18 protein-coding genes and 1 tRNA gene are annotated in these 15504 nt (G+C 64.1%); all 19 read left to right on the plus strand.

What is annotated here, in order from left to right; all coding sequences use genetic code 11:
- Positions 1 to 4 precede the first annotated feature (4 nt).
- The 19 genes from scpB (at position 5) to CORGL_RS04710 (ending at position 15429) form a co-directional block, all read left to right on the plus strand.
- The gene (gene scpB, locus CORGL_RS04615) at positions 5 to 757 is read left to right on the plus strand and encodes an SMC-Scp complex subunit ScpB (RefSeq protein WP_013708758.1); all 753 of its coding nucleotides are present in this window, start codon (positions 5 to 7) and stop codon (positions 755 to 757) included.
- Positions 758 to 809: 52 nt separating this feature from the next.
- Entirely contained in the window at positions 810 to 1583 is a 774-nt protein-coding gene (locus CORGL_RS04620; RefSeq protein ID WP_013708759.1) for a pseudouridine synthase, read from the plus strand.
- A gap of 1 nt (position 1584) precedes the next feature.
- The gene (gene cmk / locus CORGL_RS04625) at positions 1585 to 2262 is read left to right on the plus strand and encodes a (d)CMP kinase (RefSeq protein WP_013708760.1); all 678 of its coding nucleotides are present in this window, start codon (positions 1585 to 1587) and stop codon (positions 2260 to 2262) included.
- A 7-nt stretch (positions 2263 to 2269) separates the two neighbouring features.
- Positions 2270 to 2995 carry a lysophospholipid acyltransferase family protein gene (locus CORGL_RS04630; protein ID WP_013708761.1) on the plus strand — a complete coding sequence of 242 codons (726 nt, stop codon included), beginning with the start codon at positions 2270 to 2272 and terminating at the stop codon, positions 2993 to 2995.
- Between the two features lie 2 nt (positions 2996 to 2997).
- Positions 2998 to 3846, plus strand: a complete 849-nt coding sequence (gene ispH, locus CORGL_RS04635; RefSeq protein WP_013708762.1) for a 4-hydroxy-3-methylbut-2-enyl diphosphate reductase — start codon at positions 2998 to 3000, stop codon at positions 3844 to 3846.
- A 66-nt stretch (positions 3847 to 3912) separates the two neighbouring features.
- Positions 3913 to 4119, plus strand: coding sequence for a hypothetical protein (locus tag CORGL_RS09950; RefSeq protein WP_041738601.1), 207 nt, complete (start codon positions 3913 to 3915; stop codon positions 4117 to 4119).
- Positions 4116 to 5453 carry a ribosome biogenesis GTPase Der gene (der, locus tag CORGL_RS04645; RefSeq protein ID WP_013708763.1) on the plus strand — a complete coding sequence of 446 codons (1338 nt, stop codon included), beginning with the start codon at positions 4116 to 4118 and terminating at the stop codon, positions 5451 to 5453. The genes CORGL_RS09950 and der overlap by 4 nt, the downstream gene beginning before the upstream one ends.
- A gap of 1 nt (position 5454) precedes the next feature.
- Positions 5455 to 6159, plus strand: a complete 705-nt coding sequence (gene plsY / locus CORGL_RS04650) for a glycerol-3-phosphate 1-O-acyltransferase PlsY (protein WP_013708764.1) — start codon at positions 5455 to 5457, stop codon at positions 6157 to 6159.
- Positions 6156 to 7196 carry an NAD(P)H-dependent glycerol-3-phosphate dehydrogenase gene (locus CORGL_RS04655; protein WP_013708765.1) on the plus strand — a complete coding sequence of 347 codons (1041 nt, stop codon included), beginning with the start codon at positions 6156 to 6158 and terminating at the stop codon, positions 7194 to 7196. The genes plsY and CORGL_RS04655 overlap by 4 nt, the downstream gene beginning before the upstream one ends.
- Entirely contained in the window at positions 7175 to 7855 is a 681-nt protein-coding gene (gene rpe, locus CORGL_RS04660; RefSeq protein WP_013708766.1) for a ribulose-phosphate 3-epimerase, read from the plus strand. The genes CORGL_RS04655 and rpe overlap by 22 nt, the downstream gene beginning before the upstream one ends.
- Positions 7856 to 7879: 24 nt before the next feature.
- Positions 7880 to 9049: a cysteine desulfurase family protein gene (locus tag CORGL_RS04665; RefSeq protein ID WP_013708767.1), complete on the plus strand. Its 1170-nt coding sequence runs from the start codon at positions 7880 to 7882 to the stop codon at positions 9047 to 9049.
- Positions 9046 to 9852 (plus strand): Nif3-like dinuclear metal center hexameric protein, encoded by an 807-nt coding sequence (locus CORGL_RS04670; protein WP_013708768.1) that lies wholly within the window; start codon positions 9046 to 9048, stop codon positions 9850 to 9852. The genes CORGL_RS04665 and CORGL_RS04670 overlap by 4 nt, the downstream gene beginning before the upstream one ends.
- Entirely contained in the window at positions 9849 to 10574 is a 726-nt protein-coding gene (locus CORGL_RS04675) for a zinc ribbon domain-containing protein (protein ID WP_013708769.1), read from the plus strand. The genes CORGL_RS04670 and CORGL_RS04675 overlap by 4 nt, the downstream gene beginning before the upstream one ends.
- Positions 10567 to 11874, plus strand: coding sequence for a bifunctional phosphopantothenoylcysteine decarboxylase/phosphopantothenate--cysteine ligase CoaBC (coaBC, locus tag CORGL_RS04680; RefSeq protein WP_013708770.1), 1308 nt, complete (start codon positions 10567 to 10569; stop codon positions 11872 to 11874). Before CORGL_RS04675 ends, coaBC begins: the two co-directional genes overlap by 8 nt.
- A 78-nt stretch (positions 11875 to 11952) precedes the next feature.
- Positions 11953 to 12029 (plus strand) — tRNA-Pro (locus tag CORGL_RS04685).
- Between the two features lie 663 nt (positions 12030 to 12692).
- The gene (locus CORGL_RS04695; protein WP_013708771.1) at positions 12693 to 13019 is read left to right on the plus strand and encodes a hypothetical protein; all 327 of its coding nucleotides are present in this window, start codon (positions 12693 to 12695) and stop codon (positions 13017 to 13019) included.
- Between the two features lie 117 nt (positions 13020 to 13136).
- The gene (locus CORGL_RS04700) at positions 13137 to 13490 is read left to right on the plus strand and encodes a hypothetical protein (protein ID WP_013708772.1); all 354 of its coding nucleotides are present in this window, start codon (positions 13137 to 13139) and stop codon (positions 13488 to 13490) included.
- Positions 13491 to 14600: 1110 nt separating this feature from the next.
- Complete coding sequence (locus tag CORGL_RS09805; RefSeq protein ID WP_013708773.1) at positions 14601 to 14804, plus strand: hypothetical protein; 204 nt, start codon at positions 14601 to 14603, stop codon at positions 14802 to 14804.
- Positions 14805 to 14982: 178 nt separating this feature from the next.
- A complete protein-coding gene (locus CORGL_RS04710; protein ID WP_156789802.1) occupies positions 14983 to 15429 on the plus strand; it encodes a hypothetical protein in 447 nt (148 codons plus the stop codon).
- The last annotated feature ends 75 nt before the right edge of the window (positions 15430 to 15504 follow it).

The raw sequence follows: 15504 nt of genomic DNA on the forward strand, positions 1-15504 counted from the left end.
TTGCGTGAACACCTTGGATACCCTGGAATCCGATTCACCGAAAGGCGCTCTCGAGGCGATGCTTCTGGTCTCGAGCGATCCGGTGAGCGCCTCTGCGCTCGCGCGCGTGATCCGCATCGCACCCGGCGAGGCGGCGTCGCTTCTGGCGGAACTCAAGGTCGAGTATGAAGAGGCCAATCGGGGTTTCCAGCTGCGCGAGGTCGCAGGAGGCTGGCGTCTGTTCACGCACCCCGCGTATCACGAGCAGGTCGAGTCGTTCGTGATGTCCTGGGACACGCAGAAGCTGTCGCAAGCGGCTCTGGAGACGCTCTCGGTGATCGCGTATCACCAGCCCGCGACTCGGGAGGCGGTGAGAGGGATTCGCGGTGTGAACTCCGACGGGGTCATCTCGTCGCTCGTCGACAAAGGGCTCATCCGCGAGGTGGGTCGCGACGCGGAGCGCGGCCAGGCGATCCTGTACGGCACAACGAATGTCTTTCTCGAGAAATTCGGCCTGCGCTCCCTGCGCGATCTTCCGGATCTCGAGCAATTCGCCCCCGATGAGGAATCGAAGCGATTTATCCGCGAGCGCCTCTCAGGTGGCGCGATCTCATCGACCCTCGAGCAGACCGAGGAGGACCTGGAGGAGGAGCGCGAGCTTCTCGACACCTCCGAGGGAGAGGATCTGCGCGCCCAATCGGCCCTCGACGCGCTGTCCGGTGCGGACGGTACAGCCGTGCGCGGCGGCGAGACCGCGGGTGATCGCCTTGACGCCTGATCTCGCGGCCGCCTCGATGGAGCCGGGGGACCGGCGGGAGCGTCCGCGGACGATGCGCCTGCAGCGCTTTCTCGCGCGTGCGGGCGTCGCGAGCCGGCGCGGCTCCGAGCACCTGATGAGCGCCGGCAGGGTGCGCGTGAACGGTCTGGTCGCAAGCGAGCTGGGAACGAAGGTCGATGTCGGAGCCGATCGCGTCGAGGTGGACGGCATCGAAGTCGTCTTCGGTGCACCTCCGGTCTATATCGTGCTCAACAAACCGGCGGGCTATCTCACCACGATGAGCGATCCCGCGGGCAGGCCCTGTGTCGCCGAGCTGGTTCCCATCCGGCGCTTTCCGGGGCTCTTCCCCGTCGGGAGGCTCGACAAGGACACGACAGGCGTGTTGCTGTTCACGACGGATGGCGATCTCGCGCAGAATCTGCTGCATCCCTCGAAGCACGTCGCGAAGACCTACCTCGCACGCGTGGAGGGGACCCCGGATTCGGCCGACCTTGATGTGCTGCGCGCCGGGATCGAACTCGATGACGGCCCATGCCTGCCTGCTCGGTGCCGTCTTGTCGAGCGACGCGCCTCGGGGGGATCATCCCTTGTTGAGCTGATCATTCGCGAGGGCCGAAAGAATCAGGTCAAGCGCATGCTTGCCGCTGTGGGCCATCCTGTTCAGCGCCTTGTGCGCACGAGCTTCGGCGGGGTTGCCGCCAGCGATCTCGCAGAAGGGGAGTGGAGAGAGCTCACGTCCTGCGAGCTCGCTCTTCTCCGACCTGAATCGCCAGCTGATCCGCCCGCGCACCTCGGGCGGCCCGGCGCGTCTCGAAAGGAATCATGATATGATCGTCGCCATAGACGGACCCGCTGGATCGGGCAAATCGACCATCGCGCGCGAGCTCGCCAGTCGTCTCGGTTTCGCTCAGCTCGACACCGGGGCGCTGTATCGCGCCGTCACGAATGCCGCGCTGAGCCGAGGTGTCGATATCGACGACGAGCGCGCGATCGCGCAACTGGCTGCACGGCTCTCCATGCGCTTCACCTCGCGCGCCGGGGAGGAGACCCACCTCGAGGTGGACGGTCGCGACGTCACGCGCGAGATTCGCACGGCGGCGGTGGACCGCGCCGTCTCGAAGGTCTCTTCGAACCCGGGGGTGCGCACCGCGCTGCTCGATGCTCAGCGCCAAGCAGCGATCGGGCGCGATATCGTGGCGGAGGGCCGCGACATCGGAACCGTGGTGTTTCCAGATGCCGAGGTGAAGGTGTTTTTGACGGCGGACCCTGTGGAGCGCGCCCGTCGGCGCGCGCTCCAGCGTCATGGGACATCGCTGGACAGCCGACATCTCGACGCCGAGTCGCGCAGGATCCTTGCTGACATAAAGCGCAGAGACACCCTGGATGCCAATCGGCGGTGCGCTCCGCTGTCCTGCGCGGCGGACGCCGTGCGCATCGATTCCACCGCCTGCGGCATCGATGAGGTGCTCGCTCGCATCACATCTCTCATCGATGACAGGAGATAGATAGCTCATGGGCGCGGCCAAAAGCGCGGATCGCTACTTCGAGTGCGGCATGCGAGCGTTCCCCCTGCCGATTCGGATCCTCAGCGACCTGGTCTTCGGTATCCTCTACATCTTCTCAAAGCTCTTGTGGCGTTGGCGGGTGGAGAACGCCGATGAGCTCGTTTCATCCGACGCGACCGGATCGGTCGTCATCTGCAACCACACGTCCATGGCAGAGGTCGTCGTCATATGCGCGCACGTCTGGCGCAGCGGTCGGCGCGTCCGCCCGCTGTACAAATCCGAATGGGACGCGGTGGGGATCGTGCGGTGGCTCTTTTCACGGGTTGGAGGAGGCATTCCCATCGAGCGCGGAACCGCGGATCTCAAAGCGCTTCGTCGCGCGCAGCGCGCGCTGGCGCGAGGCGAGGACGTGCTGATCTTCCCGGAGGGCACGCGCATCCGAGACGAGGGGCGGCCCGTCAGGATCCACGGGGGATTCGCCCTGCTCGCACAGATGGCGAAGGCCGAGATCGCCCCTATGGCGGTCTGCGGCTTTCGTGATATAACCCCTGCGGGCAAACACGTGCCCCGTCCGAGAAAGACCTGGGTCCGTTGCGGCTCACGGATCGATCCCGCGGCGGCTCCAGCGAATCTCCGGCGTCGCGAACGGCTCGCGTGGGTGGAGGACGAGTCGGTCTCGCGCATGTACGCCGTCCGAGATGAGCTGCGCCGCGAGCATCCCGGCAGGAGCTGAAGATGGTCGAGATCGAGATCGCTGCGCACGCGGGCGCGTGCTACGGTGTGGAGCGCGCGCTCGCGATGGCGCGCGCCGCCGCCCGGGACGCTGAGGGACCGGTTAGAACCCTCGGTCCGCTCATTCACAATCCGCTTGTCGTCGATGAGCTCGCCCGCGAGGGCGTCAGCGTCGCGCAGAGCGTGTCGACAGCGGATGCCGGCACGCTGATTCTGCGCACGCATGGTGTCGTGCCCCGGCTCGTCGAGCAAGCGCGCGCCCAGGGCCTTCACGTGCTCGATGCGACCTGCCCCTACGTGAAGCGGGCCCACGCCGCGGCGCGCCGCCTCGTTCGTCAGGGCTTCCAGCTGCTCGTGGTCGGAGAGGCCGGACATCCCGAGGTCGAGGGCATTCTCGGAGCCGCAGGCGATGGCGCGCGCGTCGTCTCCCGTCTCGCCGATCTGGACGGAATCGATCTCGCCGAGCGCATCGGTGTCGTCGTCCAGACCACCCAGACGATCGAGCGCCTTCAGCAGATCACCGACGCGCTCCTCGCGCGCGCGCGCGAGGTTTGCGTCGTGAACACGATCTGCGCTGCGACCACCGATCGACAGCGCGCTGCGCGCGCCCTTGCCGAGCGGGAGGATGTGATGATCGTGATAGGCGGCAAGAACTCGGGCAACACCCGTCGTCTCGCCGAGATCTCGGCCGCTTCGTGTCCGAAGACGCATCATATCGAGGATGTCGCAGAACTCGAGTCAAGTTGGTTTTACGGCGCGCGTCTCGTCGGCATCACGGCTGGCGCGTCGACGCCCGCCGCCCACATCGATCGCGCTGTCGCGGTCATCGGCGGTATGTGCGACAGCGCGTGAGCTGGCCCGGAGCCGGTCGGCGCGTCTGATTCCCTCGCGCAGATCGGATGCGATCCCTTCGGTGTTATGCTGTTTGTGCCCATCGTCTTGTTCATCTCAGACGGGCTGAACTCGGACGGGTATCATCGAAGTCAGCTTGAAGCGGAGCTTTCACGACGCGGCGCGCGGGCCCATGCGGGCTCATCGGCGTCCGTCGATCTGGTAGACGAATCGGAGCGCGCTCGGGGCATCGGCATCGGAGCGCTCGAATCCATCGGCGGGAGTAGCATATGAAGCCAATCGTAGCGGTCGTCGGCCGCCCGAACGTGGGCAAATCGACGCTGGTGAATCGACTTGCACAGACATCGGAGGCCATCGTCCACGAGACCCGCGGCGTCACCCGAGACCGCTCCTATCACGACGCGGACTGGGCGGGACGCGAGTTCACGATCGTGGACACCGGCGGCATCGAGTCGCTCAAAAGCGAGGACGTCTTCTCGGGCTCCATTCGCGACCAGGCGCTGGCCGCCGCAGAGGAGGCTGCGGTCATCCTGATGGTCGTCGATGGCAGAACCGGCGTGACCGAGGAGGATGAGACGGTGGCGCGCCTGCTCAGGCGTGTGGACAAGCCGGTGTTTCTGCTCGTGAACAAGCTCGACAACCCTGATCGAGAGGGGGAGCGCCTGTGGGAGTACAGCTCGCTGGGCATCGGAGATCCATTGCCCATCTCGGCTCTGCACGGTCACGGAACAGGGGATCTTCTCGATGAGGTCGTCGCCCTGCTGCCCGATGAGGAGCGCGAGGTCGATCCGTTTCCCGACGCCCTGGGCGTCGCGATCATCGGTCGGCCGAATGCCGGAAAGTCCTCGCTGTTCAACAAGATGATCGGTTCCGAGCGCTCCATCGTCTCCGATGTCGCGGGCACGACGCGCGACGCAATCGACACGATCGTCCGGCGCGACGCTCGCTTGTACCGGATGGTGGACACGGCGGGCATACGCAAGAAGAGCAACGTCTACGAGAACGTCGAGTACTATTCGATGGTGCGCGGGCTGCGCGCGATCGATCGCGCCGATGTCGCCCTGCTCGTGGTCGATTCGAGTATAGGCGTCACCGAGCAGGATCAGAAGGTCGCCGCGCTCGCCATCGATCGCGGCTGCGCCGTGGTCGTGCTTCTCAACAAATGGGACACCTTGGGCGAGGAGCGCCTGCGCGAGCAGGTCATGGCCAGCGTCGAGCGCCGCTTCACGTTCGCCACCTGGGCTGGCGTCCTGCGCACCTCGGCGCTCACCGGGCGTGCGGTGGAGAAGGTCTGGGGCATGATCGATGTCGCCGAGCGAGCCCGTGAGACGAAGATCTCAACCTCGAGGCTCAATCAGTTCCTGACCGATCTGCGCGAATTCGGCCACACGGTCGTGGACGGAAAGCGTCGACTGCGGATGCACTACATGACGCAGACGGGCACCAAGCCTCCAACGTTCACTCTTTTCGTGAACCACGTCGAGCTCATAAGCGATTCGTATCGCCGTTATATCGAGAATCGCATGCGCGCGAAGTTCGGCTTCGGCGGGACGCCGATTCGGCTTCGCTTCCGCAAAAAGGATTCGCATTCCGGCAGGGAGCGCTGATATGTCCATGTCGCACGTTGTGATAGCGGTGTGCCTGATCGCCTCCTTCTTCATCGGTGGCATTCCGTTCGGACTCATACTCGGACGCATGAAAGACGATGTCGACATTCGCGAAGCCGGATCGGGCAACATCGGCACGACGAATGCGCTGCGCGTTCTGGGACCCAAGATAGCGGCTGCCACGCTGCTGCTCGATTGCCTGAAGGGGGTTGCCTGCATCGTCGCGAGCCGCTTCGTCATCGCATGGGCGGCTTTTGGTGGCGACGAGCTGCAGCTCACGCCCGGCGGGCCCGGCGATCACCTTTTGGGCCTCGTGGCGCTCGCCTGCGTGTGCGGGCACGTGTTCTCGCCCTATCTGCACTTCAGGGGAGGCAAGGGGATCGCGGTCGGCCTCGGCGTGCTGCTCGGATGGTACTGGCCGATCGCCTGCGCTCTCCTCGGTCTGTTCGCGATCGGTGTCGCGCTGACGCGCTACGTCTCGGTCGGCTCGATTCTCGCGGCTCTCGGCGTGCCCGTTGCTGTCGCTTTCGCCTTCCCCTATGCATCCATCTCGCTCAAGCTCATCATGTCGCTCATCGGAGTCTTGATCATCTGGGCGCATCGCGCGAACATCAAAAAGCTCATCTCGGGTTCCGAATCGAAGCTTTCGCTGAGAGGACATCGGTGCGGCGACGGCGACGGCGACGAGAAGGGAGCCGACCGATGAGGATCGCGATCATCGGGGCGGGCTCATGGGGGACCGCCGTGGCAGGTCTGTGCGCGGCGCGCGCGGATCAGGTTGTGATGTGGGCTCATGATCCGAGCATCGCCCGTTCCATCACCGAGCGGCATCGCAACCCTCGCTATCTCGTCGAGTACGAGCTCTCCGGGCGGATCTCAGCGGAGCATGATCTGGTTCGGTCGCTGAGGGGCGCCGAAGCCGTGATCTTTGCCACGCCCTCGGCGTATCTGAGAGAGCGCGCGCGCGAGGCGGCCGGACACGTCGCCCGAAACGCTCCGGTGCTGTGTCTCTCGAAGGGCATCGAGCCCGAGTCCGGCAAGCTCATGACCGAGGTCGTCGCAGAGGAGCTGGGTTGCGCCGAGCGCATCGCTGCGCTTTCGGGGCCCAACCACGCCGAGGAGGTGTGCCGGGGCGGCCTGTCCGCGGCCGTGTGCGCCGCAACCGAGGGGCAGGTCGCCGAGTGGTTTCGCGACCTGCTCATATCGTTGACCTTTCGCGTCTACCTGTCCGATGATCCCGTCGGCGTCGAGATGTGCGGCGCGGTGAAGAACGTCATCGCGATCGTGTGCGGCATAGCTTGCGGATCCGGCTACGGTGACAACACCCTCGCCATGATCATGACGCGTGGACTCGCCGAGATCAGCCGGCTCGTCTACGCCCGCGGCGGCGATCCTCTCACATGCATGGGGCTTGCGGGCATGGGGGACCTGGTGGCCACATGCACCTCGCCCCACTCGAGAAATCGCGGATTCGGTCTCGCCTGTGCGAGCGGCACCGCGCTGTCGACCTACGAGAGGCGCACGCATATGGTCGTCGAGGGCGCGGCTGCGGCTCTGAGCGTCGCGCAGCTCGCCCGCGAGATCGGGGTCGACGCGCCGATCACGTTCGCCCTGGAATCGATCATCTACGGGAACGCCTCGATCCGCGAGGCGCTGGAGGTGCTCATGGATCGTCTTCCGACGGAAGAGTTCTACGGAGTTGGCAAGGAGAGGGGAATCCCATGCGAGAAGAGATCAGTATAGCGCCGTCGATTCTGGCGGCCGACATCACAGCACTCGGAACAGAGCTCGCGCGCATCGCCGGAGCGGACCTCATCCATATCGACGTCATGGATGGCCACTTCACCGAAAACCTGTCATTCGGACCCGCCATCGTGGCAGCTTGCAAGCGAGACTGTTCGATTCCGCTCGATGTGCATATGATGGTGACCAATCCCGATGAGACGATCGATTGGTACGCTGATGCCGGCGCTGACATGATATCCGTCCACGTCGAAGCCGCCACGCACCTGCATCGCATCGTCCACCGGCTGCGCGATCGAGGCGTGCGCGCGGGCGTCACACTCAACCCGGCGACGCCGGTCTCCGCGCTGGAGAGCATCATCGAGGATGTGGACGCCGTGCTTGTCATGAGCGTGGACCCCGGCTTCGGTGGTCAGAGCTTCATCGAGGGAACCTATGCAAAGCTGCGACAGCTGAGCGATCTGTGCGCGCACCGTCGCGTGAATCCTGCGATCGAGGTCGACGGGGGCATCTCGGCTGCAAACGTCGAGCAGGTCGTGGCGGCAGGCGCCGATACGCTCGTGGCCGGCTCAGCGGTGTTCGGAGCTGCGGACCCCTCAGCTGAGATGGAGCTTCTGCGAGAGCTCGCGACGCGGGGCCTCGCTTTGAGGGATGCGTGATCGACCGTGACAACGGGTGCGAACATGCCGCCAGTCAACCTTGATTACGCCGCGTCGACTCCGATGCGACCGGAGGCGATAGCCGCCCAGAGCGCCTATGACGCCAGCGATATCGCCGGGGCGAATCCCAACGCCTTGCATACGCTCGGACGGCGTGCGGCCGCCCGGCTCGAGCGCGCTCGAGCCGATATCGCAAGCTGCCTCGGGGCGCGCGTGCGCCCCTCGGAGCTCGTTCTCACGGCGGGTGGCACCGAGGCCAATCAGCTTGCGCTTCTCGGCATCGCCGAAGGCGTCCGCGCGCGCGATCGAAAGCGCACCCGCGTGATCGTCTCAGGCATCGAGCATGATTCGATTCTGGATAATCTCGGGCTCCTTCATGAAGCCGGGTTCGAGACCGATATCGTCGCCCCGGCCCGATCGGGGCGCGTCGAGCCGGATGGATTGGCGCGGCTTCTGGATGATCGGGTCGCGCTCGCATCGATCATGCTCGCGAACAACGAGACCGGCGTCATCCAGCCCGTTCGCGAGCTGGCGGAGCTGACGCATCGCGTCGGGGCACGGTTCCACACCGATGCGATTCAGGGTTTCCTGCATATTCCCATCGATGTGGACGAGCTCGGATGCGACGCGTTGTCCCTGGCGGGCCACAAGGTGGGCGGGCCGGTCGCCACGGGCGGTCTCTACCTGCGGGGACGCACTCCGCTGCGGCCCCGCCTCCTGGGCGGGGGCCAGGAGGCGGGCAGGCGCGCCGGCACGCAGGATGTGCGCAGCCACGTCGCGCTCGCAGCGGTCTGTCGCGCGCTCGCTCCGCGCATCGTCGAGCACGCCTCTCGGGTTCGCGCTCTCTCCGATAAGGTGTACCGGCAGCTCGCAAGCTGCCCGCGCATACGATCTTCCGTTCCGGACGTCGAGCGCGCGCAGCGACTGCCCGGGATCGTCTCCGTGCTCGTCCAGGGTATTGAGTCCGAGGATCTGATCTTGCGCTTGGACGCCGCGGGCTTCGAGGTCTCGGCGGGCTCGGCATGCAGCGCGGGCGCTGTCGGATCCAGCCACGTGCTGCGGGCGATGGGGATCGATGAGCAGGCTGCGTCCGGATCCCTGCGCATCTCCTTCGATGACCGCGCGCGCGAGGCCGATCTCGATAGGTTCTGCCGCGCGCTGTGCGAGCTTGCGGCCGCAGGTCCGCGATCATGAGGGTCTCAGAGCTGGAGCGCTCGCTCTTCGAGTGCTATCCGAGGTCGGTCGCAGAGCCATGGGACCACGTGGGTCTCTCGGTCGGCAGACCGGACGAGGAACTCGGCGTCGCGTGCGTGGCGCTCGACGCGTCGCCGCGAAACGTCGGTCGGGCGCATGAGCTGGGTGCCGGCGTCCTGGTGACCCATCACCCGGTCTACATATCCGCTCCGGCTTCATTCGTGCCCGAGTGCGCTGCCGCGCCACAAGGGGCCGCCGCCGTCTTCACTGCTGCGGAACTGGGCGTCAGCGTCATCTCGATGCACACGAACCTCGACCGCTCGCCCGATGCGCGCGCGATCCTCCCCGAGCTTTTGGGCGTTGGCGCGCAGACATCTCTCGAATACCCCTCCCAACCTGATCGAGCTGGTATCGGCGCGATCGCGAAAACGGCTCCCGAGCGACTCGGAGACCTCGCTCGGCGCGTCGCGCGCGTGTTTTCGACGGAGCCGCGCGTCTGGGGGGACCCCGCCTGTGAGATCGCCAAGCTCGCCTTCGTTCCGGGCGCGCTCGGCGATCTTGGTGGAGCCGCGATCGATGTCGGCGCCGATGTCCTGATCACCGGGGAAGCGGGCTATCATGTGTGTCAGGATCTGGCGGCTTGCGGGTGCTCGGTCATCCTGCTCGGTCACGATCGCTCTGAGGAGCCCTTCGTGGACGTGCTGGCCCGCCGCCTCATCCGCATCGGTCTTTCCGGCGATGCGGTCAAGATCATACGGTCCAGCGCCCAGTGGTGGACCATATCAAAAGGAGACCTCCTATGAGCGTCGGTCAGTCGTTGCTGCAGATTCAAGAAATCGATCTCTCGCTCGCCCGTGAGCGGGCTCTTCTGGCAGAGATGCCAGAATTCAAGGATCTCGCGCGCAAGCGCAAGGCATATCTCAAATTGAAAAACGATGCGATGAAGCTGTTCGCGCAGCGCAAGGATATCGACATAGAACTCGCGGATCTCGATGTCGATGAGAAGACCACCTCTGCTGCGGTCGAGGCGGCTCAGCGAAACGGCGTCGACCCCTCGAACTATCATGAGGTTCAGAATCTGGAGCTGGAGCTGACGAATCTGGCGAAGAGGCTCGACAAGATCAAGCACGCCCGTGCCGAGAACCTCGAGGCGCGCGCCTCGGCTGTCGAGAAGGAGCGCGCTCTCAAGGATTATATCGCTCGCTTCGAGGCTTCCATCATCGCCGATACGCGCCAGACGCGCGAACGCGCCGCGCAGATTCAGGCTTCGATCGATGAGGAGCAGGCCGAGCGCGAGCGCATCGCAGCGAGCGTGCCTTCCGAGCTGCTCGATGAGTACGCTGAGGCCATGAAGCGCTTCGACGGGCTGGCTATCGAGCATCTTGATGGCGTGACGCCCTCGATATGTCGGACGACCCTTCAGCCATCCTCCTTGGCCGACATTCGTCTTCAAGGCGAGATCACCCGCTGTCCGTACTGCCATCGCATGCTCGTCCACGACAGAGGAGGCGCGCAAGATGCGTGAGCGCGACGCATCCGTGCCCGCGGGCGCTGATATCGCAGTGATGTCCGGCAGCGCGCAGGGACCGCATGCGCCCGCGATTCTGCTCTGCGTGACGGGCTGCATCGCAGCCTACAAGTCCTGCGAGATCGCTCGCCTGCTGCAGAAGCGCGGCGTGGATGTCACGGTCGCTATGAGCGAGCACGCGACGAGACTCGTCGACCCGCTGACCTTTCGGGCGCTCACTCGCAGACCCGTCGCCGTGGGGCTGTTCGATGATCCGTCCGACCCGATCAAGCACATCTCGCTTGCGCAGGCGGCCGATGTCGTGCTCGTCGCACCCGCGACGGCGAACATCATCGCGAAGATGGCGCACGGCATCGCTGACGATCTCATCTCGACGACGCTGCTCGCGACCGCCTTGCCGATCCTGATCGCGCCCGCCATGAACGTGAACATGTGGCGCGCTGCGGCCACGCAGGCAAACATCGAGGTGCTGCGCGCGCGCGGTGCTCAAATCATCTCTCCGGATGCGGGCTATCTGGCCTGCGGCGACATCGGGGAGGGCCGCCTCGCCGATCCGTGCGACATCGTCGAGCGCGTGATGGCCGCACTTGGTTCGAAAGACGCGACGGAGCGAGCACCGAGATCTCGCGGGAAGGGGACGGACGGCTCGGTATCCGATTCGCTCGCCGGTGAGCGGATCGTCATCACGGCGGGGCCGACCTATGAGCCGATCGATCCGGTGCGCTTCATCGGCAACCGCTCGTCGGGGAAGATGGGCGTCGAGCTCGCGCGCGCCGCATATGAGCTGGGTGCGGAGGTGACCCTCGTGCTCGGACCCACGACGATCGCGCCTCCTGAGGGCGTCTGCGTCGAGCGCGTCGAGACGGCAGAGCAGATGCTCAGGTGCGCGCGATCAGCTTTCGCGGACGCCACGGCCCTCATCTGCGCCGCAGCGGTCTCGGATTACGCTGCGGCCGAGCCCGCCGCGCACAAGCTCAAGAAAGGGACCGAGTCGCTCGAGTCGCTGCGCCTCGTGCGAACACCCGATATCTTGGCGCAGCTCAGCGCCGAGAAGGGAGAGCGCCGCGTGATCGGATTCGCGGCGGAGACCGAGCGCGTCGTCGACAATGCTCGCGAGAAGCTCCAACGGAAGGGATGCGATGCTATCGTTGCCAACGACGTCGCGCTCGCCGGATCGGGGTTTAATCAGGACATGGATCGCGCTTGGTGGGTCGGCCGCGCAGGTGTCTGCGATCTCGGTTTCATAGAAAAACGCGATCTTGCATTTGAGATCCTGCGGCGCGCTTATCAATTATGAGATATGGGTCATTTCAGCTTGCAAGTTGAGTCGGAGTTGAGTAAAGTATTCGTGCTGTCGCGTGCGGCGGCGATGTTTCGGGACGTGGCGCAGTTTGGTAGCGCACTTGACTGGGGGTCAAGGGGTCGCTGGTTCAAATCCAGTCGTCCCGACCACGAAACACGAGGTCAGAGCGGGTGTCCGCTCTGGCCTTTTTCTTGAGAGAGTCATCGTGCAACCGAGTGTACAACCGGATTGCGAGCGGATTGCGAGCGGATTGCGAGCCCGCTGCGAGATCGCTGCAAGAAGGGCGCTCATAGGCCGACAGGGATGGATCGCCGTCCCCGCCTCGTTCGGCCGTCGGATTGTTTTTCAGCGCATGATTTCCGATCTTTTACTCTACATCTCTAGTTTGAACTTGAGAGCTTGGTGAATCGACAACGGCCTTGGTCTGAGGGACGCGTCGAATTGTTTCGACAAGTCAGAAGTGACCCGTCCGAGACCGGACGCGGTGCGCATTCGAAGCCGGTGCCGCCAAAGAGCGAGCAAAAAGCCGCCACGCAAGGCGCGATCGTCGGAATCGGTTGCGGAGATTTTGCATGTGCTTCGTTGAAGCCCGCGCGGTTCTTTCGAACACGCGTGGTATCGATGGACCTCAACAAGGTTGTTGCTGATCAACGGTGAGGGAAGACCTCGGAATGGCGCAGCTCAGTTTGCTTGATCTGCGCGAAAGCGATGTGGCAGAAGAATATACTTTTTACTTTTTAACTTGTATACTTTTACCGAAGTTATGCTATAATACTTTTGAAATAACCCGTTACCCGAAGGGAGCTGATCGCATGGAAGATCTGGTGCTCAAACTTCGATTGAGACAGGACGAGTGTCCGAAACGACCGTATGGGTGGAAGCCGGGAATGGACGAACAGGAGGCGTGGCGCGCCGCCCAAGGCGACTGGAGGGCGAGCCGGAAGCGCGTGGCGGCCTGCGAGCGCGTCATCGTCCTGAATCCGGATTCCGAGGTCGTGTGCGTCGTCTCGATCTCGAAGGTCCGAAAGATCGCTGGCTCCGCCAGGATCCGGATCAGCGGATCGGTGCAGAAGCGTAGTCCGTTGCTTGGAAGGACCATGGTCGTGAACTGGTCGCGCAACCCTGTCGCCTACCGATGAGGCTGCGGGAAGGCTGAAATCGCGCGAGCGGCTCCAACATAGGCTTACGGTATATAGGTATCTAGGTTTTGTGCCAACCTAGATGAAACGGCGTTCGACGTCAAAAAGGAAAAAATCATGACGAATATAGTACTCAAGCTCAAACTGAAGGAAGAGGGCTGCCAAGATGCGCAATACGGCTGGCAACCCGGAATGAACGAGGAGGAAGCTTGGCGCGCCGCTCAAGGCGACTGGAGAGCGGATCCCACCCGGGTCATGGAATGCGAGAACGCCATCGTGGTGGACCCGAACTCCAAGATTGTATGCGTCGCGTCCATCTCCGGTGTGAAGAGAGCTGAGGAAGCGCCTAGGATAAAGATCTTGGGTAAGGTGTTGAGCGGCAACCCCTGGGTCGGGAGAACAATGCGGGTGAACGATTCGAGGAATCCCATCGCATACATTAAAGGACCGATGGACGTCTTTATCCAGTAGTTCTGCTGACGTATCGGGGGGGGGGTCGCTGACTCCGACGCTTAGCGCTGCCGGCGCGAGATCGCCCATCAGGCGAACAGGCATCCTTGGCGCTGTCTTTTGACCCTTCGTCTCGTCGCTGCGGCTCTTTGGTTGTGATTCTGACGAGGTTTGGACTCGTTGCAGACTCTTGAATCGCATCAGAGAGAGGAGGATGGGGCTCCATTGAATTGCCGGGTTCCTCTGCGAGGCTCACGTCGCCAGAGGGCGGAGGGTATCCAGTTCACCCCGTCGCATTCTCCGCCGGAGCGGCGAAGCAGATCGGCCGCTCAGCTTGTTTGAATCGCGATGCGCACCAAGTCCCAGCACCATCATCGCGTGAGGCTGGACATACGGAACTCGTAACGCGGCGACTCGTGAGATCGGCTTCGGACGCCATCTGGCGCCGGGTCAGCGTTCTGGGAGCTGGGAACTGGCAGTCGATGCATCCTTGCCGGAGGCTTTCAAAAATCCGGGTGGCCTACGCGGAGAAGCATCCTGCGGGTTGCCAGAAAAGATCTTGGTCTTCTAACCGGTGGTCGCGATGACGCCCGTACAGCGGCGATCGGAACAGATGGCGAGCGGAGGAGACTCGCGTCGAGCTCAATTCGATCAGAGGATGCCGTGCCGAGATTCAACAGGGACGGGAGGAGCGATCTGCGACTTTGGGAAAACAAGCGGCGAGCCGTCGCCTTGCGTCGGCGTAACCGTCACGACGAAGCACTTCGCACGTTGTTGCCGGCACCGTTTTTCGCGGCAACCTGGATCAGCGACAGGGCTTATCCGATTGGGTCGGCTGCATGAGAATCTCTGGAGATGACTACCGCGCTCATTCGTTGAGCAAACGGTGCCCTGGCATTTGAACGATTGAACCCGCCTATGATGAGACGGTGGCACGTGATGCCTCATAACAGCATCGCAGCTCGGCGCGTGGTTTGGACGGTGGCACGGTGCCCTTCTCCCGAGGCGCCGGCGGGACGAAAGAACAAATTATCGGTACGGGCGATCCTCGTCGGCGTGAAGCACCTCATCGTGCCGACGACCACGCCAGGGCTTGAATCGGAGGCAACCCAAATTGGGGAGTGTCTGAACATGGTATCAGAGTCGGTGGATGCGCACTGGGTAAACGATCCCGCGGTGATGATAGGGCTGTATCGGGTCACCACAAAGCTCGAGAGGCCTCGCAGGCGCCAGTTCGAGGAGCATCTGCCGGCGCTCGGCTTCAAGGTGTTCGCGCGTCGGATTCCGCTCGCCGCCGCCGTGGTGAGGGCGCAGATGGACGGCGCATCGCTCTGAGACGCTCCCGCGATTAGAGATGCCTCATACGAGCATCTTCTGGACACGAGGACCGTCATGGACTGGATGGGGTTCAGGACGAAAACTTCGGCTCTGGAGGGCGGCATCGCGGACGGCCGGCTGTGAGCCGCGAAGCTGGCTCCAGCGAGCTGAAAGCGATCTCCAGCATCCTCGGCAGGTGAGGCAACCCGGTACCGACGCGGCACCGCTGGGGAGCGCGTCCTGCAAGTGCGAGGCGAACGTGCCCGTCGAGTCATTGAGTATGTGCGCCGCCGGCGCTCCGCGCCGGCGGCGTCCCCATCCCGACGGCTCGCGGCGGCCTACGCACGAGGTGACGCTGTCGCTGGATCGGCGGAGCAGAGCGGCGCTCGACAGGCTGGTCCTCGAGCGCAGATTCGCAGGTCGCCTCTGCGCCTCGTACAGCTTCGGCGGCGTCGTGGAAGACGCTCTCGAGCTGATCCGGAGCCTTCTCGATTCCGGTGTGGGGTGTGAGACGAGAGGCGTTTGCGCCGTTCCGTCGGCCGAGATGGTTTCGCGCAAGGTCAAGCTCACGCAGAAGGCGTGGGCAGATGCCCGGCGGCACACCATGCGCATCGACCGATCGGAACGCCGGGTTCCGATGTGAACTTGAGTTATCCGGTGGGCGGCCCTGAGCCTGTTGGATGCTCGGAGCTGAGCGGCCGCATCGGCGGCCTGTGAC

The sequence above is a fragment of the Coriobacterium glomerans PW2 genome (genome assembly GCF_000195315.1).
GTDB lineage: Bacteria > Actinomycetota > Coriobacteriia > Coriobacteriales > Coriobacteriaceae > Coriobacterium > Coriobacterium glomerans.

Coding starts and splice junctions, on each gene's coding strand:
- CORGL_RS04675 (WP_013708769.1), top strand. CDS start 9,849: ATGAGCGTCGGTCAGTCGTTGCTGCAGATTCAAGAAATCGATCTCTCG.
- der (WP_013708763.1), top strand. CDS start 4,116: ATGAAGCCAATCGTAGCGGTCGTCGGCCGCCCGAACGTGGGCAAATCG.
- CORGL_RS04630 (WP_013708761.1), top strand. CDS start 2,270: ATGGGCGCGGCCAAAAGCGCGGATCGCTACTTCGAGTGCGGCATGCGA.
- rpe (WP_013708766.1), top strand. CDS start 7,175: ATGCGAGAAGAGATCAGTATAGCGCCGTCGATTCTGGCGGCCGACATC.
- ispH (WP_013708762.1), top strand. CDS start 2,998: ATGGTCGAGATCGAGATCGCTGCGCACGCGGGCGCGTGCTACGGTGTG.
- CORGL_RS04620 (WP_013708759.1), top strand. CDS start 810: ATGCGCCTGCAGCGCTTTCTCGCGCGTGCGGGCGTCGCGAGCCGGCGC.
- CORGL_RS09805 (WP_013708773.1), top strand. CDS start 14,601: ATGGTATCAGAGTCGGTGGATGCGCACTGGGTAAACGATCCCGCGGTG.
- coaBC (WP_013708770.1), top strand. CDS start 10,567: ATGCGTGAGCGCGACGCATCCGTGCCCGCGGGCGCTGATATCGCAGTG.
- CORGL_RS04670 (WP_013708768.1), top strand. CDS start 9,046: ATGAGGGTCTCAGAGCTGGAGCGCTCGCTCTTCGAGTGCTATCCGAGG.
- CORGL_RS04665 (WP_013708767.1), top strand. CDS start 7,880: ATGCCGCCAGTCAACCTTGATTACGCCGCGTCGACTCCGATGCGACCG.
- CORGL_RS04655 (WP_013708765.1), top strand. CDS start 6,156: ATGAGGATCGCGATCATCGGGGCGGGCTCATGGGGGACCGCCGTGGCA.
- plsY (WP_013708764.1), top strand. CDS start 5,455: ATGTCCATGTCGCACGTTGTGATAGCGGTGTGCCTGATCGCCTCCTTC.
- cmk (WP_013708760.1), top strand. CDS start 1,585: ATGATCGTCGCCATAGACGGACCCGCTGGATCGGGCAAATCGACCATC.
- CORGL_RS09950 (WP_041738601.1), top strand. CDS start 3,913: ATGCTGTTTGTGCCCATCGTCTTGTTCATCTCAGACGGGCTGAACTCG.
- CORGL_RS04695 (WP_013708771.1), top strand. CDS start 12,693: ATGGAAGATCTGGTGCTCAAACTTCGATTGAGACAGGACGAGTGTCCG.
- CORGL_RS04700 (WP_013708772.1), top strand. CDS start 13,137: ATGACGAATATAGTACTCAAGCTCAAACTGAAGGAAGAGGGCTGCCAA.